This is a genomic window from Amycolatopsis sp. NPDC114503 (genome assembly GCF_055633655.1).
This window is the reverse complement of the sequence record NZ_JBVKDT010000005.1, coordinates 93,243-118,129: the sequence shown is the minus strand read 5'-3', so window position 1 is coordinate 118,129 and position 24,887 is coordinate 93,243. Positions and strand designations below refer to the sequence as shown.

23 protein-coding genes are annotated in these 24,887 nt (G+C 69.2%); 19 read left to right on the top strand and 4 right to left on the bottom strand.

Going from position 1 to position 24,887, the window contains the following annotated elements; genetic code table 11:
* The first annotated feature begins 63 nt into the window (after positions 1-63).
* From thrC to rho, 3 genes are all read left to right on the top strand, one after another.
* Positions 64-1,119 carry a threonine synthase gene (thrC, locus tag ACZ7OI_RS22265; RefSeq protein ID WP_470266102.1) on the top strand — a complete coding sequence of 352 codons (1,056 nt, stop codon included), beginning with the start codon at positions 64-66 and terminating at the stop codon, positions 1,117-1,119.
* Positions 1,116-2,006: a homoserine kinase gene (gene thrB, locus ACZ7OI_RS22260; RefSeq protein WP_470266101.1), complete on the top strand. Its 891-nt coding sequence runs from the start codon at positions 1,116-1,118 to the stop codon at positions 2,004-2,006. Before thrC ends, thrB begins: the two co-directional genes overlap by 4 nt.
* Before the next feature lie 406 nt (positions 2,007-2,412).
* Complete coding sequence (gene rho, locus ACZ7OI_RS22255; RefSeq protein WP_470266658.1) at positions 2,413-4,485, top strand: transcription termination factor Rho; 2,073 nt, start codon at positions 2,413-2,415, stop codon at positions 4,483-4,485.
* A 153-nt stretch (positions 4,486-4,638) separates the two neighbouring features.
* Here the strand turns inward: rho and ACZ7OI_RS22250 are convergent, their stop codons facing one another.
* A complete protein-coding gene (locus tag ACZ7OI_RS22250; protein WP_470266100.1) occupies positions 4,639-5,163 on the bottom strand; it encodes a CHAP domain-containing protein in 525 nt (174 codons plus the stop codon).
* Positions 5,164-5,396: 233 nt separating this feature from the next.
* Here ACZ7OI_RS22250 and rpmE point away from each other — a divergent pair, with 233 nt between their 5' ends.
* Positions 5,397-5,624 (top strand): 50S ribosomal protein L31, encoded by a 228-nt coding sequence (gene rpmE, locus ACZ7OI_RS22245; protein WP_043832086.1) that lies wholly within the window; start codon positions 5,397-5,399, stop codon positions 5,622-5,624.
* Positions 5,625-5,705: 81 nt separating this feature from the next.
* A complete protein-coding gene (gene prfA / locus ACZ7OI_RS22240) occupies positions 5,706-6,776 on the top strand; it encodes a peptide chain release factor 1 (RefSeq protein WP_470266099.1) in 1,071 nt (356 codons plus the stop codon).
* Positions 6,777-6,779: 3 nt separating this feature from the next.
* Here the strand turns inward: prfA and wsfD are convergent, their stop codons facing one another.
* The 3 genes from wsfD to ACZ7OI_RS22225 all read right to left on the bottom strand — a co-directional run bounded on the left by wsfD (position 6,780) and on the right by ACZ7OI_RS22225 (position 9,814).
* Complete coding sequence (wsfD, locus tag ACZ7OI_RS22235; RefSeq protein ID WP_470266098.1) at positions 6,780-8,207, bottom strand: glycan biosynthesis hexose transferase WsfD; 1,428 nt, start codon at positions 8,205-8,207, stop codon at positions 6,780-6,782.
* A gap of 93 nt (positions 8,208-8,300) precedes the next feature.
* Positions 8,301-9,080 (bottom strand): TIGR03619 family F420-dependent LLM class oxidoreductase, encoded by a 780-nt coding sequence (locus ACZ7OI_RS22230; RefSeq protein ID WP_470266097.1) that lies wholly within the window; start codon positions 9,078-9,080, stop codon positions 8,301-8,303.
* Complete coding sequence (locus ACZ7OI_RS22225) at positions 9,077-9,814, bottom strand: alpha/beta fold hydrolase (RefSeq protein WP_470266096.1); 738 nt, start codon at positions 9,812-9,814, stop codon at positions 9,077-9,079. Before ACZ7OI_RS22225 ends, ACZ7OI_RS22230 begins: the two co-directional genes overlap by 4 nt.
* Before the next feature lie 54 nt (positions 9,815-9,868).
* Between ACZ7OI_RS22225 and ACZ7OI_RS22220 the strand changes: the two genes are divergently transcribed.
* The 14 genes from ACZ7OI_RS22220 (at position 9,869) to atpD (ending at position 24,847) form a co-directional block, all read left to right on the top strand.
* Entirely contained in the window at positions 9,869-10,213 is a 345-nt protein-coding gene (locus tag ACZ7OI_RS22220; protein ID WP_470266095.1) for a MerR family transcriptional regulator, read from the top strand.
* Positions 10,214-10,288: 75 nt separating this feature from the next.
* Positions 10,289-11,155 (top strand): peptide chain release factor N(5)-glutamine methyltransferase, encoded by an 867-nt coding sequence (prmC, locus tag ACZ7OI_RS22215; RefSeq protein ID WP_344271416.1) that lies wholly within the window; start codon positions 10,289-10,291, stop codon positions 11,153-11,155.
* Positions 11,156-11,522: 367 nt separating this feature from the next.
* The gene (locus tag ACZ7OI_RS22210; RefSeq protein WP_470266094.1) at positions 11,523-13,655 is read left to right on the top strand and encodes a M6 family metalloprotease domain-containing protein; all 2,133 of its coding nucleotides are present in this window, start codon (positions 11,523-11,525) and stop codon (positions 13,653-13,655) included.
* Between the two features lie 131 nt (positions 13,656-13,786).
* A complete protein-coding gene (locus ACZ7OI_RS22205; protein ID WP_470266093.1) occupies positions 13,787-14,977 on the top strand; it encodes a hypothetical protein in 1,191 nt (396 codons plus the stop codon).
* A gap of 442 nt (positions 14,978-15,419) precedes the next feature.
* On the top strand, positions 15,420-16,070 hold the full coding sequence (locus ACZ7OI_RS22200) for an L-threonylcarbamoyladenylate synthase (protein ID WP_354743953.1): 651 nt from the start codon (positions 15,420-15,422) through the stop codon (positions 16,068-16,070).
* A gap of 91 nt (positions 16,071-16,161) precedes the next feature.
* Complete coding sequence (locus ACZ7OI_RS22195; protein WP_370934640.1) at positions 16,162-17,319, top strand: glycosyltransferase family 4 protein; 1,158 nt, start codon at positions 16,162-16,164, stop codon at positions 17,317-17,319.
* Between the two features lie 51 nt (positions 17,320-17,370).
* Positions 17,371-17,880 carry a hypothetical protein gene (locus ACZ7OI_RS22190; RefSeq protein WP_470266092.1) on the top strand — a complete coding sequence of 170 codons (510 nt, stop codon included), beginning with the start codon at positions 17,371-17,373 and terminating at the stop codon, positions 17,878-17,880.
* A gap of 382 nt (positions 17,881-18,262) precedes the next feature.
* Positions 18,263-19,048, top strand: a complete 786-nt coding sequence (atpB, locus tag ACZ7OI_RS22185; protein ID WP_344271433.1) for a F0F1 ATP synthase subunit A — start codon at positions 18,263-18,265, stop codon at positions 19,046-19,048.
* A gap of 58 nt (positions 19,049-19,106) precedes the next feature.
* Positions 19,107-19,361: an ATP synthase subunit c family protein gene (locus tag ACZ7OI_RS22180; protein ID WP_037815373.1), complete on the top strand. Its 255-nt coding sequence runs from the start codon at positions 19,107-19,109 to the stop codon at positions 19,359-19,361.
* Positions 19,362-19,389: 28 nt separating this feature from the next.
* Positions 19,390-19,944, top strand: coding sequence for a F0F1 ATP synthase subunit B (locus tag ACZ7OI_RS22175; protein WP_470266091.1), 555 nt, complete (start codon positions 19,390-19,392; stop codon positions 19,942-19,944).
* Between the two features lie 6 nt (positions 19,945-19,950).
* Positions 19,951-20,778: a F0F1 ATP synthase subunit delta gene (locus tag ACZ7OI_RS22170; RefSeq protein ID WP_470266090.1), complete on the top strand. Its 828-nt coding sequence runs from the start codon at positions 19,951-19,953 to the stop codon at positions 20,776-20,778.
* A 54-nt stretch (positions 20,779-20,832) separates the two neighbouring features.
* Entirely contained in the window at positions 20,833-22,470 is a 1,638-nt protein-coding gene (gene atpA / locus ACZ7OI_RS22165) for a F0F1 ATP synthase subunit alpha (RefSeq protein ID WP_370934645.1), read from the top strand.
* Between the two features lie 11 nt (positions 22,471-22,481).
* Positions 22,482-23,420 (top strand): F0F1 ATP synthase subunit gamma, encoded by a 939-nt coding sequence (locus tag ACZ7OI_RS22160; protein WP_470266089.1) that lies wholly within the window; start codon positions 22,482-22,484, stop codon positions 23,418-23,420.
* Positions 23,420-24,847: a F0F1 ATP synthase subunit beta gene (atpD, locus tag ACZ7OI_RS22155; protein ID WP_470266088.1), complete on the top strand. Its 1,428-nt coding sequence runs from the start codon at positions 23,420-23,422 to the stop codon at positions 24,845-24,847. Before ACZ7OI_RS22160 ends, atpD begins: the two co-directional genes overlap by 1 nt.
* Positions 24,848-24,887: the final 40 nt, after the last annotated feature.

Below are 24,887 nucleotides of genomic sequence, written 5' to 3'. Positions count from 1 at the left end.
CATGGATATTCATGCTTCCGCCTCGCTGATGTGCTTGGTGAAACTCCGAATCGAGGCGGCAGCATGAGTGCGTGGCCGGGGATTATCGAGGCGTACCGCGACCGGATTCCGGTCCCCGACGGGGCGCACGTGGTCACGCTCGGCGAGGGCAACACCCCGCTGCTGCCCGCCGCGCACCTGTCGGAGCTGACTGGCTCCGAGGTGTACCTGAAGGTCGAGGGCGCGAACCCGACCGGCTCGTTCAAGGACCGCGGGATGACCGTGGCGATCACGCACGCGCTGGCCAGCGGCCTCAAAGCGGTGATCTGCGCGTCCACCGGCAACACCTCGGCCTCGGCCGCCGCGTACGCCGCGCGGGCCGGGCTCACCTGCGCGGTGCTGGTGCCCCAGGGCAAGATCGCGATGGGCAAGCTCGCCCAGGCGGTGCTGCACGGCGCGCGGATCCTCCAGGTCGACGGCAACTTCGACGATTGCCTCGAACTCGCCCGCAAGACCGCGGCGGACTATCCGGTCACCTTGGTCAACTCGGTCAACCCGGTGCGCATCGCCGGGCAGAAGACCGCGGCGTTCGAGATCTGCGACGTGCTCGGCGAAGCCCCGGACGTGCACTGCCTCCCGGTCGGCAACGCGGGCAACATCACCGCGTACTGGAAGGGCTATTCGGAGTACGCGGCCGACGGTGTGGTCAAGAACACCCCGCGGATGTTCGGTTTCCAGGCCGCCGGCGCCGCGCCGCTGGTGCACGGCGAACCGGTCTCCGACCCGGACACCATCGCGACCGCGATCCGCATCGGCAGCCCGGCTTCGTGGGACGGCGCGGTGCACGCGCGCGCCGAATCCAACGGTCTCTTCGAAGCGATCACCGACGAGAAGATCCTTGAGGCGTACCGGCTGCTGGCCCGCCGCGAGGGCGTCTTCGTGGAGCCCGCGTCCGCGACGAGCGTGGCGGGCCTGCTCGCCACCGCGGCGGACGGACGGCTGCCGAAGGGCTCGAAGGTCGTCTGCACCGTCACCGGGCACGGCCTGAAGGACCCGGCGACGGCGCTGGAAGGCAACGTCGAGGTGGAACCGCTCGCGGTCGACCCGACGGCCGTGGCGGCGGCGCTGGACCTCCGATGACGGCGCTGCCCGCGTTCCGCGCGACGGTCCCGGCGTCGACGGCCAACCTCGGCCCGGGATTCGACGCGCTCGGGCTGGCGCTGGCCCGCTACGACGTGGTCGACCTGCAGGTCACCGAGGGCGGCCTGAAGATCGAGGTGCTCGACGCGGGAGCGGGCGGCGTCGAGGACGTGCCGACCGACGAATCCCATCTGGTGGTCCGCGCGCTCCGGCGGGCTTGCGAGCATCTGGACGTCCGGCTCCCGGGCCTGCACCTTCGTTGCCACAACAGCATTCCGCACGCGCGCGGCCTCGGGTCGTCGGCGGCCGCGGTGGTGACCGGCGTGGCGCTGGGCTACGCGCTGGCGGAGCGTCCGCTCGACGTGGACGCGCTCCAGCTCGCAGCCGAGTTCGAGGGACACGCGGACAACGCGGCGGCGAGCCTGTTCGGCGGGCTCGTGGTGGCGTGGTCCGAGGAAGGCCGGTTCCGCGCCGAGCGCGTGGAGCCGAACGCGGCGATCCGGCCGGTGGTCGCGGTGCCCGCGGAGAAATCGTCCACCAACACGACGCGCGGACTCCTGCCGGCGCAGGTGCCGCACGCCGACGCGGCGCACAGCGCGGGACGGGCGGCGCTCGCCGTGCTGGCCGTCACCGAGCGGCCCGAACTGCTGATGGCGGCCACCGAGGACCGGTTGCACCAGGATTACCGCGCCGAGGCGTACCCGGCGAGCACCGAATTGGTGCGCACGCTGCGTGCCCAGGGCGTGCCCGCGACCATCTCCGGGGCCGGGCCGACTGTGCTCGCTCTCACTCTGACGGGAATACTCCCGCCCGGCGTGGACGTTACGGGCTTCGACGTCGCCGAATTGCCGGTGGACCGCGATGGAGTGCAGGTTGTGGCCAGGTGACGACCTGGTCACAGGCCGGGCGGCAGCGTGCGCCACGCGGGGGGTGGTTGTTGCACCCGGACAGGGCGCGGTCTACCCTCGGGGGCGTTCGATCACCGTGCGTTTCCGCACCCGATGCCGGGCCTGTTCGCCCTTAGCGGCGGCTCCGGTCCGCATCCTTCGTCGATCCGCCCATTCCGCACCGCCCGGCACGCGGGAGGCGGAGGGACGCAGGCGGGTTTCCGGTTCCGGCGGTGCCGAATTCCGCTTTCTCCGTCCGGAGGGGGCAAACACCCTGTGCTGGCGGCGCTTCGCTGTGTCTCGCACGGCTGGGCGCGAGCCGTCCGCATCGGAGGCAGAAGCCGTCTCGCTACCGGCGGCAGTCCGCTGATCCACCTGGAACGTGGATCGGTCAGGAAGGACATGTGTGAGCAACACCGATCTGTTGAGCGGCGACGTGGAGACCCCCGCCGCGGCCGCTGAGACCAATGGGGCCGCGGCCGCTCCGAAGCGCCGCACCGGGGGCCTGTCCGGAATGGTCATCGCCGAGCTCCGCCAGCTGGCGGGCGAACTGGGTGTGGGCGAGACCACCGGCATGCGCAAGGGGGACCTGATCGCCGCGATCCGCGAGCGCCAGGGCAAGAGCAAGAAGCGCGCCGCCGCGACGGCCGAGACGCTGCCGCTCGACGGCGTCGGCGAGCCGGTCAAGGCGGAGAAGGCCGAGAAGCCCGCGCGCCGGGCCAAGGCCGACGCGCCGAAGGCGGACGCTCCCAAGGCGGAGCCCAAGGCCGAGCCGGTCCAGGCGGAGGCTCCCCAGGCCGAGGCCCCGAAGGCGGAGACCGCGCAGGACGGGAAGCCGTCCGCGCAGGAGCGCCCGGAGCGCCACGACCGCTCCGAGGGCCAGCAGTCCGACGGCCAGTCCGAGGAAGGCGGCCGCAACCGCCGTCGCCGCGGCGGCGCCAACCGGGGCGACGGCCAGCGCGACCAGCGCGGCGACCGCCAGGGCGGCAACCGCGACAACAACCGGGACAACCGCGATAACCGGGACAACGGCGGCCGCGACAACCGCGACGCCAACCGGGACAACCGCGGCGGTCAGGACAACCGCGACGGCAACCGCGACAACCGAGGCGGTCAGGACAGCCGAGGCGGTCAGGACAACCGCCAGGACAGCCGCGACAACCGGCAGCGGAACCAGCAGGACAACCGCGATAACCGGGACAACCGGAACAACGGCCCGCAGGACGACGACGAGGAAGGCGGCCGTCGCGGCCGTCGCTTCCGCGACCGTCGCCGCCGGGGCAGCGGCGGCGGCCAGCGCGAGGGCGGCGCGCCGGACACCGAGATCCGCGAGGACGACGTCCTGCTGCCGGTCGCCGGCATCCTGGACGTGCTCGACAACTACGCGTTCGTGCGCACCTCGGGCTACCTGGCCGGGCCGAACGACGTGTACGTGTCGCTGTCGCTGGTCCGCAAGTTCGGCCTGCGCCGCGGCGACGCGATCACCGGTGTCGTGCGCCAGCCGCGCGAGGGCGAGCAGCAGCGGCAGAAGTTCAACCCGCTGGTGCGCGTCGACTCGATCAACGGCCTTGAGCCGGACGAGGCCAAGCGCCGTCCCGACTTCACCAAGCTGACCCCGCTGTACCCGAACGAGCGGCTGCGCCTCGAGACCGAGCCGCACAAGCTCACCACCCGCGTGATCGACCTGATCATGCCGGTCGGCAAGGGCCAGCGTGCACTGATCGTGTCCCCGCCCAAGGCGGGCAAGACCACGATCATGCAGGACATCGCGAACGCGATCACCACGAACAACCCTGAGGCGCACCTCATGGTCGTGCTGGTCGACGAGCGTCCGGAAGAGGTCACCGACATGCAGCGGTCGGTGAAGGGCGAGGTCATCGCCTCCACCTTCGACCGCCCGCCGTCCGACCACACCTCGGTCGCCGAGCTGTCCATCGAACGGGCCAAGCGCCTGGTCGAAATGGGCCACGACGTGGTCGTCCTGCTCGACTCGATCACCCGTCTGGGCCGGGCCTACAACCTGGCCGCGCCGGCGTCCGGCCGGATCCTGTCCGGTGGTGTCGACTCGACCGCGCTGTACCCGCCGAAGCGTTTCCTCGGCGCCGCGCGCAACATCGAGAACGGCGGCTCGCTCACCATCTTCGCGACCGCGATGGTGGAGACCGGGTCCACGATGGACACGGTGATCTTCGAGGAGTTCAAGGGCACCGGCAACGCGGAGCTCAAGCTGGACCGCAAGATCTCCGAGCGCCGCGTGTTCCCGGCGGTGGACGTCAACCCGTCCGGCACCCGCAAGGAAGAGCTGCTGCTCTCGCCGGACGAGCTCGCGGTCACGCACAAGCTGCACCGCGTGCTGCACGCGCTGGACTCGCAGCAGGCCATCGACCTGTTGATCTCGCGTCTGCGCAAGACGAAGACCAACATCGAATTCCTGATGCAGGTCTCGAAGACCGCCCTCGGCGGCGGAGACGACGACTGAGTCTCGCTTCACGCGACCGGCCCGCCCCCATCACCTCGGGGGCGGGCCGGTCGCTTTTGGTCCGTGAAGGGCTCCTTGAGGGAATCAGATTCCCTCAAGGAGCCCTTCACGGACTTTTCTCCCCGCACCGGGGAGGTGGCGCGGGGAGAAAGCTCAGTGGCGGGGGACAGCGGCGGGAGTCCAGCCGCGGTAGTTGTTGAAGTAGCTCGTCGAGCTGCCGTGGCCGATCTTGCCGCCGACGCTGGTGGCGTAGAAACCGCCGTTGCCGTCCGCGATGCCGACGTGGCCGTAGGCGCTGATGTTCCAGTACACGAACGAACCGGCGGGCGGCTTGCCGCTGGTGTGCTTCGGGCTGGCCCCGTTCCAATGTGCGTTGGCGGACGCCCAAACCCCCGTGGTGCCGTAAGAATTCTCCGCGGCCTTCTCGCAGTAGTGCTCCCACCCGGTGCTTCCGGCGTGCGCCTTGTACCAAGCGACAGCACCGGCCGGGGTGCCGTCCGCGGCACCGGTCAGGTTCGCCTCGGACACCTCCGAGAACGTGCCCGCGGCGGGGTTCACGTCCGCCGTCGTGATCCCGTCGGCGGCATTCGCGGCGGGCGCGAAGACCGCGGCGGAAGCGGCCAGTGCCAGCACCGCGGCCGGCTTCGCGAGCCGGGTGAGCAGGTCGGTCGTGCGCATGTCCGGACCTCCAGTAAGTGAGCGATTCACGAACTCGGCCAGCTTCACGCCATCAGGTACAAAATCCGTACAATGCGAATGTCCTTCACTACCCACCGTCGCGGCGGACCGTGGAATACCTGGTCACCGGGGTGTGTTGAAGCCCTTGCCAGCGCGTCTGGCAGAATGACCCGCTGAAGTCCGGCACCGGTTCACCCCGCACTGGGGACCCGGGGCCAACGAGAGAGGACACCATGAAGAGCGGTATTCACCCCGAATACGTGACCACGACCGTCACGTGCAACTGCGGGAACAACTTCGTCACCCGCAGCACGAAGGAGTCGGGTCAGATCCACGTCGAGATCTGCTCGAACTGCCACCCCTTCTACACCGGCAAGCAGAAGATCATGGACACCGGTGGCCGGGTTGCCCGGTTCGAGAAGCGCTACGGCAAGCGTCAGCAGAAGACCGACGCCAAGTAGCTTGTCCGACGGCGCCCACCCGCACGCCCGGGTGGGCGCCGTCGTTCTGTCCGGGCTTGTGCGCGAGAGGGAGACGGCGAAGTGGATTCGAGTTCGCTCAAGGGGCTGCTCGACGAGCACGCGCAGCTGGAACAGCAGCTCGCCGACCCCGCGGTGCACGCAGACCAGGCCCGTGCCCGGAAACTGGGCCGCCGCTACGCCGAGCTGAGCCCGGTCGTGCGCGCGGTGCGCGAACTGGACGAGACCCGCGACGATCTTTCCGCGGCCAAGGAACTCGCGACCGAGGACGCGGCGTTCGCCGCCGAGGCCGACGAGCTGGCGGCGAAAATCCCGCAGCTCGAAGCGAAACTCACCGAACTTCTCCTGCCGCGCGACCCGTACGACGGCTCCGACGTCGTCATGGAGATCAAATCCGGCGAAGGCGGCGAGGAATCCGCGCTGTTCGCCGGCGACCTGCTGCGGATGTACCTGCGCTACGCCGAACGGCACAACTGGAAGGCCGAGGTGCTCGACTCGACGGAGTCGGACCTCGGCGGCTACAAGGACGTCACGCTGTCGCTCAAGAGCAAGACCGCGGACGTCGAAGGCGTGTGGGCGAGGCTGAAGTTCGAGGGCGGCGTGCACCGTGTGCAGCGCGTGCCGGCCACCGAATCGCAGGGCCGGATCCACACGTCCGCGTCCGGCGTGCTGATTTACCCGGAACCGGAAGAGGTCGAGGTCGAAATCGACCCGAACGACCTGCGCATCGACGTGTTCCGGTCCTCGGGCCCCGGCGGGCAGAGCGTCAACACCACCGACTCGGCCGTGCGGATCACGCACCTGCCGACCGGGATCGTCGTGTCGTGCCAGAACGAGAAGTCGCAGATCCAGAACCGCGCGCGGGCGCTGCAGGTGCTGCAGGCGCGGCTTCAGCAGGTCGCTGAGGAAGAGGCGGCGGCGAAGGCGTCGGACGCGCGTCGTTCGCAGGTGCGGACGGTGGACCGTTCGGAGCGGGTGCGGACGTACAACTTCCCGGAGAACCGGATTTCGGATCACCGGGTGAATTACAAGGCGTACAACCTGGATCAGGTTCTGGACGGCGAACTCGACGGCGTGCTGGACGCGCTGGCCACCGCCGACCGGGAGGAGCGGCTCGCCTCGCAGGCGGGCTGATTCCTAGACCGCGGCCGGGATTTCCTCGGCGCTCGGGTCCTCAGTGCGCTCCGGTGCGGTTTCCTTACGGGGGAGCAGGCTGAGGACCGCGAACACCACCGCCAGCACGGTCGGGAACAGCGTCAGCAGTTGGTGCTTCACGCCTTCAATGCCTTCGCCCAACGCGGACAGTCCCAGTTGTCCTGCCGCGAAGAACACCAGCAGGAACGCGACAATCCCGTACTCGCGCCGATTCCGGCGGAACGCGCGCACCCCGGCCCAGCCGACGAGCACCCAAATCGGCACCAGCGCGAACAACCCGAGCGGCGCGATCAGCGCGGCCAGCCCGGAGAACACCGGCACCCGGTATTCCTTGGCCAGCCGAGGCTGTCCGGACAGTTCGCCGAAGCTGCCGAGGTTTTCCGGACGCGCGGTGAGCGCGTCGACTCCGCCCTGCTGCAGGATTTCCGCCGTCCGCGCCGGGTGTGTCGCGTAGTAGTGCAGCACGTTGCGGCGGCTGATTTTGTCCTTGTACTGCGGGTAAAGCGGGTCGTGCCAGGCCGCGCGCTCGCCCCACCAGCCGGTGCCGACGTACTGCTCGAACGACTCCGGCAGTCCGAGCGCGGCGAGGTCGGCCTTCGTGTCGTGCTTTCCGTCCACAATGGAGTCGAAAACCGCGTGGTACATGTTGGCCTCGCGGTATTCCGCGTTGGCCGGGTCACCCTGGGACTGGATCGCCAACGTGCCCGCGCCCACGATCGCGAGCACCGCGAGCGGCAGCACCCAGCGTTTCCGCCCGCGCGCGCCGGACGGCCGGGTCAGCAGCAGCGCGAGCGCGAAAAGCGGGATAAGCAACAGGGTTTGCGATTTGGCGTTGATCCCGACGAGTCCACCGAGGACAGTCACGGCGGCACCGGCCCAGCGCAGCTTTCCGGTGCGGTGCAACAGGAACAGGCCGCCGCACATCAGCAGGATGCCGAGGAACGCCGCGCCTTCGCTGAGTACCGACGCGAAGTAGCCGAAGAACGCCGAGTCGCCCATCACAAGCAGCAGCAACACCGTGGCGATCAGCCGGTTGCGCCGGTTCAGATCGAGGCCGAGCACGGTGACGGTGATCGCGCCGGCGACCAGCACGCAGGTCAGCACGCCGAGCACCAGCAGGTTCAGCACTCCGGACGCACCGAACAGCGCGCCGATCTTGCCCGCCGCCCAGTCGAGCCAGGTCTGGCTCGAGACGTACGCGGAATCGCACGGCGGCGCGGACCCGTAACTGAACCGGACGAACCCTTCCGACGGCCGGTCCAGTTGCCGCCCGCCGAGTTGGCACAGCAACCGCCAGCCGTCGCCGTTGTCGGCCATGCCGACCGGGCGGGGCACCAGGAACCGCAGCAGCAACAGTCCGAGCGAGGCGACGAATACCCCGAGGCCGAAGCGCAGGTCCCTGGATCTCACCGGCCGGAGTCTAGGGGAGCTGCGGCAATGGCGAGGGGGTGGGGCTTGGGCAGTGGCCGGGTCTTGTGACCCGACTCCGCGCCCTGCCGCACCTCACGCGGTCGCCGCCGCAAACGCCGCCATCCGCTCCTCGTATCCGTCGTCACCCCCGAGGTGCACGGCCACCGCGTCCGCCCCGGCTTCCCGATACGCCCGGTAAGTCTCGACGGCCGCGCTCAGGTCCTCGCTGAACTGCTGTCGGGCGATCCGCCGCACGCGCCGCTCAGGATCGAGCCGAGCCAGCGTCGCGACTCGTTCCGCGAACGCCTCCGGCGATAGACCCGCGCTGAGCCACTGGTCCCCGGCCCGAACCGCCCGGCGCAGCGCCACCGTCGAATTCCCGCCGACCAGGATCGGAATCCGGCCTTCCGGTCGTGGCTCGAAGTACCCGCCATCCCGGCCTCGTCCGGTGGTGAACAGCTGGTCCAGCAGCGAAAGCGTCTCGTCCAGCGTCGCCCCGCGCCGGGAGAAATCCGCGCCGATCTCCGCGAATTCCGGCTCGTTCCATCCCGCGCCGACGCCCAGGATCAGCCGGTGCCCGGACAGCCGGTCGATCGTCGCGGCCTGTTTGGCCAGCAGGTACGGCTCGCGCAGCGGCACGATCACCACGGAGGTGCCCAGCTGCACCCGTTCTGTCGCCGCGGCCAGGTAGGCGAGCGTCGCCAGCGGCTCGTACACCCCGCCGAAGACCTCGCCGAACGGTTCGGGCGGCAGCACGTGGTCCGGCAGCCAGACGGATTCGTACCCCAGCTCCTCGGCCAGCCGGGCAAGCTCGGCGAGGCGTCGCGGGGTCAGGTCGGGCGATTCATTCGGCAAGACCACCTGACGGCTCATCGCAGCACCTTCCGGATCGCGGTGAGCCAGGCATCCGGCGCTTCGTCGGTGATGCCGTGCCCGGACGCGATTTCGACCAGCTCCGCGCCCGGAATGCCGTCGGCCAGTTCCCGCGAGTGTCGCGGCGGCACGAGGGCGTCCAGCGTCGTGGCGATCACCAGCGTCGGGATCGCGATCGACGCCAGTTCCGCCCGGGTGTCCACGGATCGGACCAGCTCGACCTGCTTCGCCGTGCCCTCGGGCACCGACTCGGCCAGCCCGGCGACCGCAGCGGTGAGCTGTTCCGGCGTCAGCGTGGCGAGGAACGGCTCGCTCGCGGCGGTCAGCATCAGGTACTTGGCGAGCAGGGTGCGGTCGCCCTTCAGCAGCTCTGCCCACAGGTCCAGCGCCAGCTCCATCCGCGCGTCCGGCCGGGCGAGGCCGGCGGTGAGGATGAGCCCGGTCACGCGGTCGGGATGCCGGGTGGCGACGCGGACCGCGACGGCCGTGCCGAGCGAGTAGCCGAGGACGGTGAATTTCTCGACGCCAGCGTCGGCGGCGGTCGCGACGAGGCCGTCGGCGAGTTCGTCGAGCGTGCCGCCCGCGGCGGGGTAATCGGCCCCGACCACGGTGTGCGTCCGGGCGAGATCGTCCAGCAGCGGACCGAAGTTGGCGCGCACGCCGCCGCCCGCGCCGTGCGCGAGCAGCAGGCCGGGACCCTCTCCGAGAACGAGAGGCGCGAAATGTTCTGTCATGTTCGCGACGTTAAGGATTGACACCAGTGTGAAGGCCAGACCCGGGGGAATCGGATGCTGATCGGCGAACTCGCGCAGCGCACCGGCGTCGCGCCGCGGCTGCTGCGCTACTACGGCGAGCAGGGGCTGCTGGCCTCGACGCGCAACACGAGCGGCTACCGGGTGTACGGCGAGGAAGCCGTGGTCCGCGTGCTGCAGATCCGGAAACTGCTGGCCGCGGGCCTGACCACGGAGATGATCGCCGGGATGCTCGACTGCGCGAGCGGCCCCGCCGCGCACCTCGACCTGTGCCCGGACCTCGTCCGCAGGCTGCGCGGGGAACTCGCCGAAGTGGAGCGGCGGATCGGGGATCTCGCCCAGCGGCGCGAAGTCCTGTCCGGGTATCTCGGCCAGGCGTGACGCTCGCGCGGGCGGGGGTCGATACGCTGAGCAGCACCCCCGTTGGGGGCAGCTTCGACGAGTGAAGGACGACCAGTGAATCGGCAGCCGCTGCGCCTGGCCATCATGGAGGCCACCCGGATCCTCACCGAGGCGGGCGTGGAATCGCCGCGGTCGGACGCGGATCTCATCGCCGCGCACGTGCTCGGCGTCGAACGGGGCAGGCTGCCGATGGTGCCGCTGGTCGACCCGCCGGTGATCGACGCGATCGGGCAGCTGGTCGCGCAGCGCGCCAAACGGATCCCGCTGCAGTACCTGACCGGATGGGCGGCGCTCGGCAACATCACGGTCAACGTCGGCGCGGGCGTGTTCGTCCCGCGCCCGGAGACCGAACTGCTGCTCGAATGGGGCGTGAAGTTCCTGCAGGGCCGCGAATACCCGGTGGTGGTCGACCTGTGCACCGGCTCCGGCGCGCTGGCGCTGGCGCTCGCGCACGAACGCCCGGACGCGGTGGTCTACGCGGTCGACGTCGACCCGCAGGCGCTCGCCTGGGCCCGGCACAACGCCGACGTGCACACCGCGGCCGGAAATACGCCGATCCGGCTCTACTCCGGCGACATCGCCGACCCGACGATGTTCGCCGAACTCGACGGTCTCGTGGATCTGGTGCTCTGCAACCCGCCTTATGTGCCGGAGGGCACGCCGGTCCCGCCGGAAGTCGGCGAGCACGACCCGGCCCGCGCGGTCTTCGCCGAGGAAAGCGGCTTGGCGGTGATCCGGCACGCGATCGCGGCCGGTGCGCGCTTGCTGCGTCCCGGTGGCGGGCTGGCGATCGAACACGACGACACCCACGGTTCGGCGGTGCCCGCGCTCGTGCGGGCGCGGCGAGTGCTGACCGGCGTCGAGGACCACCCGGACTACACGGGCCGGGCCCGCTTCGTCACCGCCCGCCGACTGGGCTGACCTCTCTGCTCTCCGAAGGTCCGTGAAGGGCTCGTTGAAGGAATCTGATTCCCTCAAGGAGCCCTTCACGGACAGCCGACGTCCGTAACCACACTTCGCGGGCCGGGCCGTCCGTGAAGGTGGCCCTCACGGACAGCAGTGAGTCGTGAGGGGACCCCTGAGGGAATCAGATTCCCGGAAGGAGCCCTTCACGGACTTCGCTCGGCATCTGCCCGGCGGCACCACTGCGCCATTCGCACCTTTGCCCCTGTCTTGCCCGACTTTCGTCGTGCGGCAGCGGGGTGGATTTCGTTCGCCCGCCTAACGATCACCGTTAGCGTCGGGCCTCGGGACCGCCGGGCGGACCGGCGGACTGTGAGGAGCGAGGATGAGATCCCCCTTACCCCGCCGGAATCACCGCACCCGGACCACTCGCGTCGAGACCACCCGTGCCGGGACGACTCGCGTCGAGACCGCCCCTGCCGGGACCACTCGCGTCGAGACCACCCGCGCGAGGGCAACCCGCCTCGGCGCCGCCCGCACCCGGACCCTCCGCGGCCGCGTAGCCGTAGTCGTCGCGGTCGCCGCACTGGCGCCCGCGCTGTTCGCCGGGACCGCCGCGGCCGATCCGCTCACCCAGGGCTGGCCCGCACCGCTGGATTCCGCGCACTGGACCGACCAGGCGAGCATGACCTGGCAGGACTACCGCCACGTGCCCGGCACCAACTGGGCCGATCCGTCGCTGAAACCGACCGTGCGCAAGTTCAAGGGCGCCGTCGTGCTGGCCGACTACCCGGACGAGGATTTCGTCGTCACGAAGCCGCCGCATTCGACCGTCTTCGGCAATCCGACGCCGTCGGCGAGCAATCTGCCGCGGGAAAAAGTCGCGCAGCATTACCAGGATTTCCTCAACAAACCCGAAACCCTGAACCACGGCCACACCATCAACGAGTACTGGATGGAGGATTCCGGCGGCCGCTTCGGCGTCGACCTCACCGCGTTCGGCCCCTACCGGATGCCCGGCAAATCCTTCGAGTACGGCATGGAAATGCAGCCGGAGGACTGTCCGGCGAACGCCGACTGCACCCGCGACCTGCGCAAGGACGCGGGCGACGCGTGGCGAGCCGACGTCGGCCCGGTCGCCGACCAGTTCGATTTCATCTTCTTCCTCTCCGCGGGCCAGGACGAAAGCTCGACGTGGCAGGAATTCGGCGAGATGAAGTTCGGCTCGAAGGAGAACGTGCCCGCCGAATTCGGCCCGCCGGGCAGCAAACCCGGGGACCAGAACTGGGCGCACACGCGCTACGTGCCGTGGACGTCGTGGGCCTCGGCGGCGAGCATCTGGCCCAACGCGGCCGACGGGTCCTCGACCCAGGGGGAAAGCTCCGGCCAGGCCGTGTTCGCGCACGAGTTCAGCCACATCCTCGGCATCGGCGACAACTACAACAACCCGTTCGGCAACCCGCCGCGACGCTCGTACACCGGGCCGTGGGAAATGTTGTCGCGCGGCAGTTTCAACGGTCCCGGCGGCCCGCACACGCGCTGGCAGATCCCGGCGACCGAAGGCGGTTCGATGGGCGCGCACCACATGCTGCGCAACAAACTCAAGCTCGGCATCGTCGATCCGAAGTCCGTCCTGACCCTGGACCGGAATCAGCTCGCCACGACCGGTCCCGTCACCGCTCGCGTGACCGCTCGGGAAGCGGAGCCCGCGACCGGCGCGTACGCGGGCGTCACGATCGCACTCACCGGCGGCGACCGTTCGCCCAAGTGCGATCCGACGAAGGATCCGAAGTGCGACGGCGGCGGGTACGACCACTACAGCGTCGAAGTCATCGACCGGATGGGTTCGGACTCGTTCGCGCCGGATTCCGGCGTCCTGCTGGCCAAGACCAAGGCCCGGGACGCCGCGCCGTTCGAATGGATCGTCGACGCGAACCCGCAGGACATCGGCCTGACCGACTACGTCCGCTCGGACGGCACGCCGGTCAAGATCACCGTCGGCGACTACCGGCAGCTCAACGACGCCACGTTCAAGGCGGGTACCGGGGCGGCCAGCGGCTACGAGTACACCGACGAGGCCAACCGGTTGCGGTTCCTCGTCACTGACCTCGACCGGGACAGCCGCGGCGTGCTGTCGTACACGGTCACCGTCGCGTCGCTCGACGGCACCGGACCGCAGGCGCGGGGCGCGTGGCTGTGGCCCGCACTGCCCGCGTTCACCCGCGGCGGGCTGGCGACCTGCGACTTCCGCCTTTCGAACCAGGGTTCGGCACGCGGCGCGGCAGCCCCGTACGACCAGGACACCTACCGGCTGACCGCGTCCACCGACACCCGCGGCTGGGAGGTCCGGCTCCCGAACGCCTTGGCCACCGCCAAGTTCGGCAGCTCGACGCAAATCCAGGCGTACGCGAAACGCTCGGCGGGCGCACCGCACACCGCTCGCGTGCGGCTGACCGCCACGTCGATCGCCGATCCGGCGAAGTCAACGACGACCGCCTGCACCGCGATCGGATTCTGAGCACGGAAAGGCGCCATCCGCCCATCCGGCGGATGGCGCCTTTCGACTGGGCGGCAACTGCTTGCCCCCGCGCCGAGCGAGCCCCTACCTTGGGGCGGCCGAACAAGCAGACTTCTGGGGGAGTCATGTTCTTGCGTCATCGAATCACCGCCGGATGCGGCGCCGCGCTCATCGCCGCCACGGCGCTCACCGCGAGCGCGACCACCGCGTCCGCCGCCGCCGGGCCGACCACGCTGCCCGCCAGCGAATACACCCTGACCTCGGACTATCACAAGTACGACGCGGCCTACTCGGGCCTTTCGTCGAAGCTGCACACCGTGCCGGTGCACACGGTGATGGACAACGCGAACCACGACCGCCAACCGCTGCCGTCGACCTTCAACCCGGCCGGGCTGACCGGCGGATTCCGGTTCGACGACGGCGACAACACCGACTGCACCAACTACCCGCAGGGCATCACCACCAGCCGCGACGCGGTCGGCGGCGACAACGGCGGCAACTACGACGGCCACCAGCTCGTCGCGGTCAGCTGGTACACCCGCGACAAATGCGGCGGCAAACAGGCCCGCAGCCGGATCACGCTCGCCGACTGGGACGCGACCCACCCGAACAAGTACCGCAAGATCCTGCTCGTCGAACCCACCGGCACCACCGCTTCGCCGAACTACAAAGACATCCCGATCCACGCCGGCGGCGTCTCCTGGTACGGCGACTACCTGTACGTCGCCGACACCGGCGGCGGCATGCGGGTCTTCGACATGCGCAAGATCCTCGAGGTCAACTCGGGCGGCACGGCCGATCAGATCGGCCTTTCCGGCGGCCAGTACTACGCGCACAACTACCGCTACGTCCTGCCGCAGGTCGGCACGGTCGCCGCGCACACCACGTCCGGCGCGAACCTGGCCTGGTCGAGCATCTCGCTGGACCGGGTGAGCAAGTCGATCGTGATGACCGAGTACACCTGCAAGGCCGACTGCACCGACTACCCGAACCGCCCGCCGCGCGCGGTGCGGTTCCCGTTCGCCTCGGGAGCGACGACGTTCGCCGCCTCGACGACGGCGAGCCAGGCTCTCCAACTGCCCTGGTACAACCTCAACGGCGTCGCCTCGCACAACGGCCGCTGGTGGTTCAACTCCTCCGCCCAGAAGCAGCTCTACTACTGGACCCCGACGGCGGGCCCGGCCACGCACGCCTGGGTGAGCAGCGGGGAGAGCATCTCGTACTGGGAGGACCCGAAGGACGCGGATCTCCTGTGGTCGCTCCAGGAGGGGGCGGGGAACCGGAACGTGTTCGCGGTGAAGCAGGCCACCTACGGCAGCTGATCGCCTGACCGCTGACCTTCGGCTGCTTGGCCGCTCGGCCAGGCTCGGTCCGGTGCGGCCGCGCTCCCGCACCGGACCGAGCCCTCCGCCTCGTTCCTGACGAAATGCCCCTAATGGGGCGTTGGGCGCGCGGGACGCGCCGAATGCCACTTTGGGGTTTCAGCAACGCGGTGCGCGGCGGGTCCGTTGTGGCGGCGCTGGCAACGGTGCAGGCGGTGCACCGCCTGGCGAGGCGGGCTGTGTGCCTGCGAAAGTCCGTGAGGGGAACCCTGAGGGACTCTGATTCCCCCAGGGTTCCCCTCACGGACCTCGGCATCGCGCGCCAGGCCAGCCCGCGCGGCGCGAGATCCCCGCGCATTGCCCCGCGTCCTCAGCCGCCCGGTGCCCCATCGCACGTCGGGGCGCTCCGAACCCCTCCGCGCCGGGGGATAGGCTGCCCGTCATGAGTGCGGTCTACGACTGCGGCAAGCGCGAATCCCGAGCCGAAGGCCTGTCCGCGGCGGCTGCCGCGGTGCGGTCGAGCCGGCTGGTCGTCCTGCCGACGGACACGGTGTACGGCATTGGCGCCGACGCGTTCGACTCCGGCGCCGTCCAGGCGTTGCTGCGGGCGAAGAACCGCGGCCCGGACATGCCGGTCGGCGTTCTCGTCGGTTCTTGGTCCACTGTGGACGGTCTGGTGCTCGGCGTTCCGCCGCAGGCGCGGGCGCTCATCGAGGCGTTCTGGCCCGGCGACCTGTCGATTGTCCTGCCGCACGCGCCGAGTCTGCAGTGGAATCTCGGCAACTCGCGCGGCACGGTGATGCTGCGGATGCCGCTGCATCCGGTCGCGCTGGAGCTGCTTCGCGACGTCGGCCCGATGGCGGTGTCGAGCGCGAACGTCTCCGGGCGTCCGCCCGCCTCGACCGCCGAGGAAGCTCAGGAGCAGCTCGGCGATTCGGTGTCGGTGTACCTCGACGGCGGGTCGAGCGGGGAAGCGGTGGCGTCGTCCATCGTGGACCTCACCGGCGACAAGCCGGTGGTGCTGCGCGAGGGCGCGGTCACGAAGGCCGCCATCGCCGAGGTGATCGGCGTCGCCGAGGAGACGCTGGACTGAGCCGGGGAAGTGACTGCCGTTCACCGGCGCCGCACGCGGGCGCGGTAGCGTGGCGCGGTGACTTCGACCTCCCGGCGGGCGTGACGCGGTCATGCCCGTAGTCCAAGGACTTCTCCCGATCCGGGAGTACCTGCTCGTCGCGCTCACCGCGACCGCGGTGACCTATCTGCTGACCGGCGTCGTGCGGCGCGTGGCCATCCGGATCGGCGCGATCGCCAACCCTCGCGCGCGCGACGTGCACGTCAAGCCGATCCCGCGGATGGGCGGCGTCGGCATCTATCTCGGGATCGCCGCGGCGATGGGCCTCGCGCACCAGCTTCCCGCGCTCAGCCACGGTTTCGACGTCTCCTACGACGCGGTCGGCGTGCTGCTCGCGGCGGGCGTCATCTCGCTCATCGGCATCCTGGACGACCGGTTCGAACTCGACGCGTGGACGAAGCTCGCCGGACAGGTCATGTGCGCCGGGATCCTCGTCATCTTCGGCGTGCAGTGGGTGTCGTTCTGGGTGCCGTGGGGCGGCAACGGCGATTCCATCGGCTCGGTGCTGGTGCTGGACAAGAACCAGGGCGCGCTGCTGACCGTCGTCATGGTCGTCGTCATGGTCAACGCGATGAACTTCGTCGACGGCCTCGACGGGCTGGCCGGCGGGCTCGGTTTCATCGCCGCGACGGCCACCTGCGTGTTCTCGCTCGGCTTGCTCGACAACGCGGGCGGCGACTTCGGCTCGTACCCGCCCGCGCTCATCGCCGCCGCGCTCGCCGGGGCCTGTCTCGGTTTCCTCCCGTACAACTTCCAGCCAGCCAAAATTTTCATGGGCGACTCCGGATCGATGATGATCGGGCTGATGCTCGCCGGAGCCACCACCTCGGCGAGCGGACGAGTCAACTACACCCGGTTCTCCGCCTCGGACGCGCTGGCCCTGCTGTCCCCGCTGGTGGTCGTCGTCGCGGTGCTTTTCGTGCCGGTGCTCGACCTCGTGATGGCCGTCGTCCGGCGCACGCGGCGCGGGCAGAGCCCGTTCGCCGCCGACAAAATGCATCTGCACCACCGGTTGCTGGAAATCGGCCATTCGCAACGGCGCGCGGTGCTGCTGATCTATTTGTGGGCCGGAATTCTCTCTTTCGGAGCGGTTTCCATCACGATTTTCGACAGCCCGGTCGTGTTCTGGGCTATTGGCGCGGCACTGGTGATGGCGGTGCTCGTTTCACTGGTGCCGAGGTTGCGTTCCCGGCACCGCCACGGCGTGTGAGACCGCGGGCGGTCTATACTGGCGGGTCGAACCGAACGAGGAGCGAATGCAGTGAGCGACACCGAGACGCCGGAGACGACGCCCGAGACGTCTGAGACGTCTGAGGCCGCGGCTCAGGCAAAAGCTGCCCAAGCTCCGGAGAACCCGCACGCCGCTCCGGTGCGCCAGCTGGCGCGCTCGATGACGCGGGCGTCGCTCCTGTTCACCCCGCCGTTCATCCTGGTCTGCATCGTGCTTTTCACCGTCCTCAACGGACTGCACGGCTTCCTCGGGGCGCTGGTCGGCGGCGTGCTGGCGATGGTCGCCTCGCTCTCGACGCTGGGCATGATGAAGGTATCCGCCGGACAGGACCCGTCGCTGGTGATGCTCATCGCGCTCGGCGGTTACGCGGCGAAGGTCATCCTGCTGTTCCTCGCGCTCACTCTGCTCAAGGGCGTCACCGTGCTGCACCCGCTTTCGCTCGGGATCACGATGATCGTCGCCATTCTCGTGGCCGCCGCCGTGGAGTTCGCGACATTCCGCAAAGCGCGTATCCCGACCATCATTCCCGCCTCGAATTGACGGATTCGGGACAAGGGTCCCAGCCGGACCCGGGACCTAAGTCCTGGACCATTCGGCTGGTAAGGAGTACGCCTGTACGGCACTGATTGACCTGCTGGTATGGTCCGCGTCATGGGTGGCGGCCTCGGCCGCGCACTCCCGACGACGAACCGCGATCAGCAGTGTGGCGACCGGATGGTTCCGCCTCTCTCACCTGGTCCGAAGTAGACCGCAGGGCAGTGTTCACGCGAGACATCCCTCGAGCGCAGACCGGTCGATTGGCTCCGCGCACGGTGGGTACCGCCGCCTCCGGCGTCCCGATGCGTATCGGGTACGTTAAGTCCAGATCGTGACGATTCCCCCGGCGGAGTGAACGCCGGCCGGGAGAACCGGGAGGAGCCCAGTGGCCGCGCTGGTACTGACCGAGGGTGCGACCTTCGCGCCCCCTGGCGCCGAAAGCTTTGAGCTGCCGCCGTTGTTCGGCTTCGTCACGAAGCCGATGCTTCTGGTGGTGCTCTCGGTGATCATCATCGCGGGGTACTTCCTGCTGGCGACGCGCAAGCTGAAGGTCGTCCCGACCAAAGGCCAGTTCGTGGCCGAGGGCATCTACGACTTCGCGCGCAACAACATCGCCCGCGAGCAGATCGGCTCGAAAGACTTCCAGCGCTTCGTGCCGGTGATCTTCGCGTTGTTCACCTTCATCCTGCTGAACAACCTCTACGGGGTCATCCCGTTCCTGCAGTTCCCCACCATGGCGCGGTTCGGGTTCCCGATCGCGTTGTCGGTGCTCGTGGTCTACCCGATGTACCACTACGTCGGGATCAAGAAGCACGGGCTCGGCGGATACTTCAAAAAGGAACTCGCGCCCGCCGGCGTCCCCGGCGCGGTGCTTCCGCTGTACGCGCTGATCGAGTTCGCGGAGAAGTTCTTCCTGAACCCGCTCACGCTCGCCATCCGTGTTTTCGCCGCCATGTTCGCGGGACACCTGATCCTGGCGGTCTTCACCCTCGGCGGCTCCTTCCTGCTGACCGAGACCTCGAGCATCGCGCTGAAGCCGGTGTCGCTGGTGGCGTGGATCTTCGCCATCGGCCTGACGTTCCTGGAGGCGTTCATCCAGTGCCTCCAGGCGTACATCTTCGCCCTGCTGTCCGCGGGGTACATCGGCGCCGCGCTGGCGTCGGAGCACTGAGAACACCTAAAGACCCCGATCCGCGTGAGTGCGCGGACCGAAGTGAAGGGAAACGCACGTGAGCAACATCGTTCTGGCCCAGCAGGCCGCCGAAGCCGTCAGCATCAACAAGGGCCTCGCCGCGATCGGCTACGGCCTGGGCGCGATCGGCCCCGGCATCGGCGTGGGCCTGATCTTCGCCGCGGTGATCAACGGCACCGCGCGTCAGCCGGAGGCCCAGAGCAAGCTGCAGGGCATCGGTTACGCCACCTTCGTGCTCACCGAGGTGCTGGCCCTGATCGGTATCGTCATCTACTTCATCGCCTCCGCCTGAGTCGTCCGCTCTCGCGTAAGGAGACGTTGTGCTGAAGACCCAAGTGGTGCTCGCGGCAGAAGCCCACAATCCGATCATTCCGGCGTGGCCGGAAGTGATCCTCGGCATCGTCGCCTTCCTGATCCTGCTGTTCATCCTCAAGAAGTACGTCGTCCCTCGTTTCGAGAAGGCGTACGAGGAGCGGGCGCAGAAGATCGAAGGCGGCATCGAGAGGGCCGAGAAGGCTCAGGCAGAGGCCGAGAAGGCGCTGTCGGAGTACAAGGCGCAGCTGGCGGACGCCCGTTCCGAAGCCGCGAAGATCCGCGACGACGCCCGGCTCGAAGCCGAGCAGATCAAGGCGGAGCTGCGCGAGCAGGCGGAGTCCGAATCCCAGCGGATCGTGGCGCAGGGCCACGCCCAGCTGCAGGCGCAGAAGGCGCAGATCGTCGCCGAGCTGCGGGCCGAGATGGGCCGCAACGCGGTCGAGCTGGCCGGCCGCATCGTCGGCGAATCGCTCGAGGACGAGGCGCGCCGTCGCGGCACCGTCGACCGGTTCCTCGCGGAGCTGGACACCGCCGGGGCCACTAACGGAGCGGGGAAGTAACCAGAGATGACGCTGCATGCTGCGAGCCGTGAAGCGCTCGACCTCGCCGAGCGCTCGCTCGGCGAGGTGCTGGCCGGAGCCGACCCCACAGTGTCGGCCTCGGTCGGGGACGAGCTGCTCTCGGTCGTCGACCTCCTTGACCGCGAAATCGGCCTGCGCCGCGCGGTCGGCGATTCTTCGGTCGCGCCGGGGAGCCGCCAGGGCCTGGTCCGCCGCCTGTTCGACGGAAAGCTGAGCGAGCAGGCCCTGAAGGTGCTCGACACCGTGGCGGGCAGCCGCTGGTCCAGTCCCCGCGAGCTGGTGGACGGGCTCGAATCGATCGGCCGTTCGGCGCTGCTCACCGCCGCCGAAAAGGCCGGGAACATCGAAACCGTCGAGTCTCAGCTGTTCCAGGTCGCGCGGATCGTCGCGGGCGCCCCGGAACTCGAGGCGGCGCTGTCCGACCTGACCGCTCCCGCCGACGCGAAGCGGACCCTGGTCCGCGGGCTGTTCGCGGGCAAGGTCGACGCGGTCGTCGAGACCCTGGTCGAGCAGGCCGTGCAGCGCGCCAAGGGGCGCGGCATCGGCAACGCGCTCGACAAGCTGGTCACCCTGGCCGCGGAGCGGCGCGAGCGCTCGGTCGCGTACGTGACCTCGGCGAACGCGCTCACCGACGAGCAGCGGGCCCTTCTCGGGACCAAGCTCGACGGCATCTACGGGCGGCCGATCGCGCTGCACGTCGAGATCGACCCGGCACTCGGCGGCGGCCTCGTCGTCCGCGTCGGGGACGAGGTCATCGACGGCAGCACCTCCGGGCAGCTGGCGGCGGTGCGCCGCACGCTGAGCCGGGCCTGAGCGGCACAACAGACTTTGCACACTGGACAGAACAGAAGCGAGAGCGGGAACGAAATGGCGGAGCTGACGATCTCCTCGGACGAGATCGCCCACGCGATCGAGAATTACGTCTCGAGTTACGCCCCTTCGGTGGAGCGGGAAGAGGTCGGCGTCGTCGCCGACGCCGGTGACGGCATCGCCCACGTCGAAGGGCTGCCCTCGGCCATGGCCAACGAGCTGCTCGAGTTCCCGGGCGGCGTGCTGGGCGTGGCGCTGAACCTGGACGCGCGCTCCATCGGCGCGGCGATCCTCGGCGACTTCGAGAGCATCGAAGAAGGCCAGCAGGTCAAGCGGACCGGCCAGGTCCTCTCGGTGCCGGTCGGCGACGGCTACCTCGGCCGGGTCGTCAACCCGCTCGGCCAGGCCATCGACGGCCTCGGCGAGATCGAGACCACCGGCCGCCGCGCGCTGGAGCTGAAGGCCGCCTCGGTGGTCGAGCGCCAGCCGGTGTCCGAGCCGCTGCAGACGGGCATCACCGCGATCGACGCGATGACCCCGATCGGGCGCGGCCAGCGCCAGCTGATCATCGGCGACCGCAAGACCGGCAAGACCGCGGTCGCGGTGGACACGATCATCAACCAGAAGGCCAACTGGGAGACCGGCGACCCGAGCAAGCAGGTTCGCTGCATCTACGTCGCGGTCGGCCAGAAGGGCTCCACGATCGCCTCGGTGAAGACGGCGCTCGAGGACGCGGGCGCGATGGAGTACACCACCATCGTCGCGGCCCCGGCCTCCGACTCGGCCGGCTTCAAGTGGATCGCCCCCTACACCGGCTCGGCCATCGGCCAGCACTGGATGTACGAGGGCAAGCACGTCCTGATCGTGTTCGACGACCTGACCAAGCAGGCCGACGCCTACCGCGCGATCTCGCTGCTGCTGCGCCGCCCGCCGGGCCGCGAGGCGTTCCCCGGCGACGTCTTCTACTTGCACTCCCGTCTCCTCGAGCGTTGCGCGAAGCTCTCGGACGAGCTGGGCGCGGGCTCGCTGACCGGGCTGCCGATCATCGAGACCAAGGCCAACGACGTGTCGGCCTACATCCCGACGAACGTCATCTCGATCACCGACGGCCAGTGCTTCTTCCAGTCGGACCTCTTCAACGCCGGCCAGCGCCCGGCCATCGACGTGGGCATCTCGGTGTCCCGCGTGGGCGGCGCCGCGCAGGTCAAGGCGATGAAGAACGTCGCGGGCTCGCTGCGCATCGACCTGTCCCAGTACCGCGAGCTGGAGGCGTTCGCCGCCTTCGCCTCGGACCTGGACGACGCGTCGAAGGCGCAGCTGGAGCGCGGCGCCCGGCTGTACGAGGTGCTCAAGCAGCCGCAGTACTCCCCGGTCCCGGTCGAGGAGCAGGTCGCCACGGTGTACCTGGGCACGAACGGCTACTTCGACTCGGTCCCGACCGAGGACGTGCGCCGCTTCAACCTCGAGTTCCTCGACTCGGCGCGGCGCAAGCACGCCGAGGTGCTGGGCGCGATCCGCGACACCGGCAAGTTCGAGGACGACACCCGCGACGCGCTGATCGCGGCGGTGAACGAGTTCAAGAAGGAGTTCACCACCTCCGAGGGCAAGCCGCTCGAGTCGAACGCCGACGCGATGGCCGCCGAAAAGGTCGGGCAGGAGACCGTCAAGGTCAACAAGCCCGCCCCGAAGAAGTGAGCTGGTAGCCCATGGCCGCACAACTCCGGGAGCTTCGCTCGCGCATCAAGGCGACGAAGTCGATCGGCAAGATCACCAAGGCGATGGAACTCATCGCCACCGCGCGCATCACCAAGGCGCGCGCGAAGGTCGCCGCTTCCCGGCCGTACGCGGACGAGATCACCAAGGTGCTCTCGGCGCTGGCCGGCGCGGCGGCCAATCTCGACCACCCGCTCCTGGTCGAGCGCCCGAACCCGAAGCGCGCCGCCGTCCTGGTCGTCACCAGTGACAAGGGCCAGTGCGGCGGTTACAACTCCAACGTGCTGAAGGCGACCGAAGAACTGCTTGCTCTCCTGAAGAAGGAGAACAAGGAGGTCGACATCTACACGACCGGCAGCAAGGGCCTGAACTACTACCGGTTCCGCAACCGCGCGGTGGCCGGAAGCTGGACTGGCTTCTCCGACCAGCCGGGCTACCCGGACGCGGTCACCGCTGCCGAGACGCTGGTGCAGTCCTTCAACGCCGGGGTGGACGACGCTTCAGGCAACGCGGACGGCATCACGGGCGTGGACGAGATCCACGTCGTCTACACCGAGTTCGTGTCGATGCTGACGCAGCGCCCGGTCGCCAAGCGGGTCGCGCCGCTGGAGGTCGAGTACTCCGACGGCGAGGACGAGAAGCCGGCCGGTCTGCTGCCGAGCTACGAGTTCGAGCCCAGCGCCGACAAGCTGCTCTCCGCGCTGCTGCCGAAGTACATCAACACCCGGCTGTACTCCGCGCTGCTCGAATCCGCCGCGTCCGAACTGGCCGCCCGCCGTACGGCGATGAAGGCCGCGTCGGACAACGCGAACGAACTGGTGAACACGCTGACGCGGGAGGCGAACCAGGCCCGGCAGGCGCAGATCACCCAGGAGATCTCCGAAATCGTCGGTGGCGCGAACGCGCTCACCGCAGCAGGAAGTGATGACTGATGACCAGTACTGAAGCCCCGCGCGCCAAGGGGCGCATCGTCTCGGTGACCGGGCCGGTCGTCGACGTCGAGTTCCCGCGCGGTTCCGTTCCCGAGCAGTTCAACGCGCTCAAGGTCGACATCGAGTTCGAGCAGCTGCGCAAGACGGTGACCCTCGAGGTGGCGGCTCACCTCGGCGACAACCTCGTGCGCACGATTTCGCTGCAGCCGCAGGACGGCCTCGTCCGCGGCGCCGAGGTCACCGACACCGGCAAGCCGATCACCGTCCCGGTGGGCGACAAGGTCAAGGGCCACGTCTACAACGCGCTCGGCGAGTGCCTCGACGAGCCCGGCTACGGCGACGACCTCGAGCGCTGGGGCATCCACCGCAACCCGCCGCCCTTCGACCAGCTCGAGGGCAAGACGGAGATGCTGGAGACCGGCCTGAAGGTCGTCGACCTGCTGACCCCGTACGTGCAGGGCGGCAAGATCGGCCTGTTCGGCGGCGCGGGCGTGGGCAAGACGGTGCTGATCAAGGAAATGATCACCCGTGTCGCCCGGAACTTCGGCGGTACGTCGGTGTTCGCCGGCGTCGGCGAGCGCACCCGTGAGGGCAACGACCTCTTCCTGGAGATGTCCGAGGACGGCGTCATCAACGACACCGCCCTCGTGTTCGGCCAGATGGACGAGCCGCCGGGCACGCGTATGCGCGTCGCGCTGTCCGCGCTGACCATGGCGGAGTACTTCCGCGACGTCCAGAACCAGGACGTGCTGCTGTTCATCGACAACATCTTCCGGTTCACCCAGGCCGGTTCCGAGGTGTCGACCCTGCTGGGCCGCATGCCTTCGGCCGTGGGCTACCAGCCGACGCTGGCGGACGAGATGGGCCAGCTGCAGGAGCGGATCACCTCGACCCGCGGCCGTTCGATCACCTCGATGCAGGCGATCTACGTGCCCGCGGACGACTACACCGACCCGGCCCCGGCGACGACGTTCGCCCACCTGGACGCCACCACCGAGCTTTCCCGGTCGGTGTTCCAGAAGGGCATCTTCCCGGCGGTGGACCCGCTGGCGTCGACGTCGACGATCCTCGACCCGGCGATCGTCGGCGAGGACCACTACCGCGTCGCCTCCGAGGTCATCCGGATCCTGCAGAAGTACAAGGAGCTGCAGGACATCATCGCGATCCTCGGCATGGACGAGCTTTCCGAAGAGGACAAGCTCACCGTGCAGCGGGCGCGCCGGATCGAGCGGTTCCTGTCCCAGAACATGCTGGTGGCCGAGGCCTTCACGCAGATCCCGGGCTCCACGGTGCCGCTGGCCGAGACGATCGAGTCGTTCGACCGCATCACCAAGGGCGACTTCGACCACTACCCGGAGCAGGCGTTCCTGGGCATTGGCGGGCTCGAGGACCTCGAGAAGAAGTACCACGAGATCACCGGCAAGTGAGTGCGTGAGACCGGCGGGGGCACTGTCCACTGTGGACATC

Excerpts from the sequence above, each read along its gene's own strand:
- atpD (WP_470266088.1), top strand. The coding sequence starts at position 23,420 with ATGACCAGTACTGAAGCCCCGCGCGCCAAGGGGCGCATCGTCTCGGTG.
- ACZ7OI_RS22225 (WP_470266096.1), bottom strand. The coding sequence starts at position 9,814 with ATGACAGAACATTTCGCGCCTCTCGTTCTCGGAGAGGGTCCCGGCCTG.
- ACZ7OI_RS22230 (WP_470266097.1), bottom strand. The coding sequence starts at position 9,080 with ATGAGCCGTCAGGTGGTCTTGCCGAATGAATCGCCCGACCTGACCCCG.
- ACZ7OI_RS22250 (WP_470266100.1), bottom strand. The coding sequence starts at position 5,163 with ATGCGCACGACCGACCTGCTCACCCGGCTCGCGAAGCCGGCCGCGGTG.
- thrB (WP_470266101.1), top strand. The coding sequence starts at position 1,116 with ATGACGGCGCTGCCCGCGTTCCGCGCGACGGTCCCGGCGTCGACGGCC.
- rpmE (WP_043832086.1), top strand. The coding sequence starts at position 5,397 with ATGAAGAGCGGTATTCACCCCGAATACGTGACCACGACCGTCACGTGC.
- ACZ7OI_RS22220 (WP_470266095.1), top strand. The coding sequence starts at position 9,869 with ATGCTGATCGGCGAACTCGCGCAGCGCACCGGCGTCGCGCCGCGGCTG.
- ACZ7OI_RS22200 (WP_354743953.1), top strand. The coding sequence starts at position 15,420 with ATGAGTGCGGTCTACGACTGCGGCAAGCGCGAATCCCGAGCCGAAGGC.
- atpA (WP_370934645.1), top strand. The coding sequence starts at position 20,833 with ATGGCGGAGCTGACGATCTCCTCGGACGAGATCGCCCACGCGATCGAG.
- ACZ7OI_RS22160 (WP_470266089.1), top strand. The coding sequence starts at position 22,482 with ATGGCCGCACAACTCCGGGAGCTTCGCTCGCGCATCAAGGCGACGAAG.
- ACZ7OI_RS22195 (WP_370934640.1), top strand. The coding sequence starts at position 16,162 with ATGCCCGTAGTCCAAGGACTTCTCCCGATCCGGGAGTACCTGCTCGTC.
- ACZ7OI_RS22210 (WP_470266094.1), top strand. The coding sequence starts at position 11,523 with ATGAGATCCCCCTTACCCCGCCGGAATCACCGCACCCGGACCACTCGC.
- ACZ7OI_RS22170 (WP_470266090.1), top strand. The coding sequence starts at position 19,951 with ATGACGCTGCATGCTGCGAGCCGTGAAGCGCTCGACCTCGCCGAGCGC.
- thrC (WP_470266102.1), top strand. The coding sequence starts at position 64 with ATGAGTGCGTGGCCGGGGATTATCGAGGCGTACCGCGACCGGATTCCG.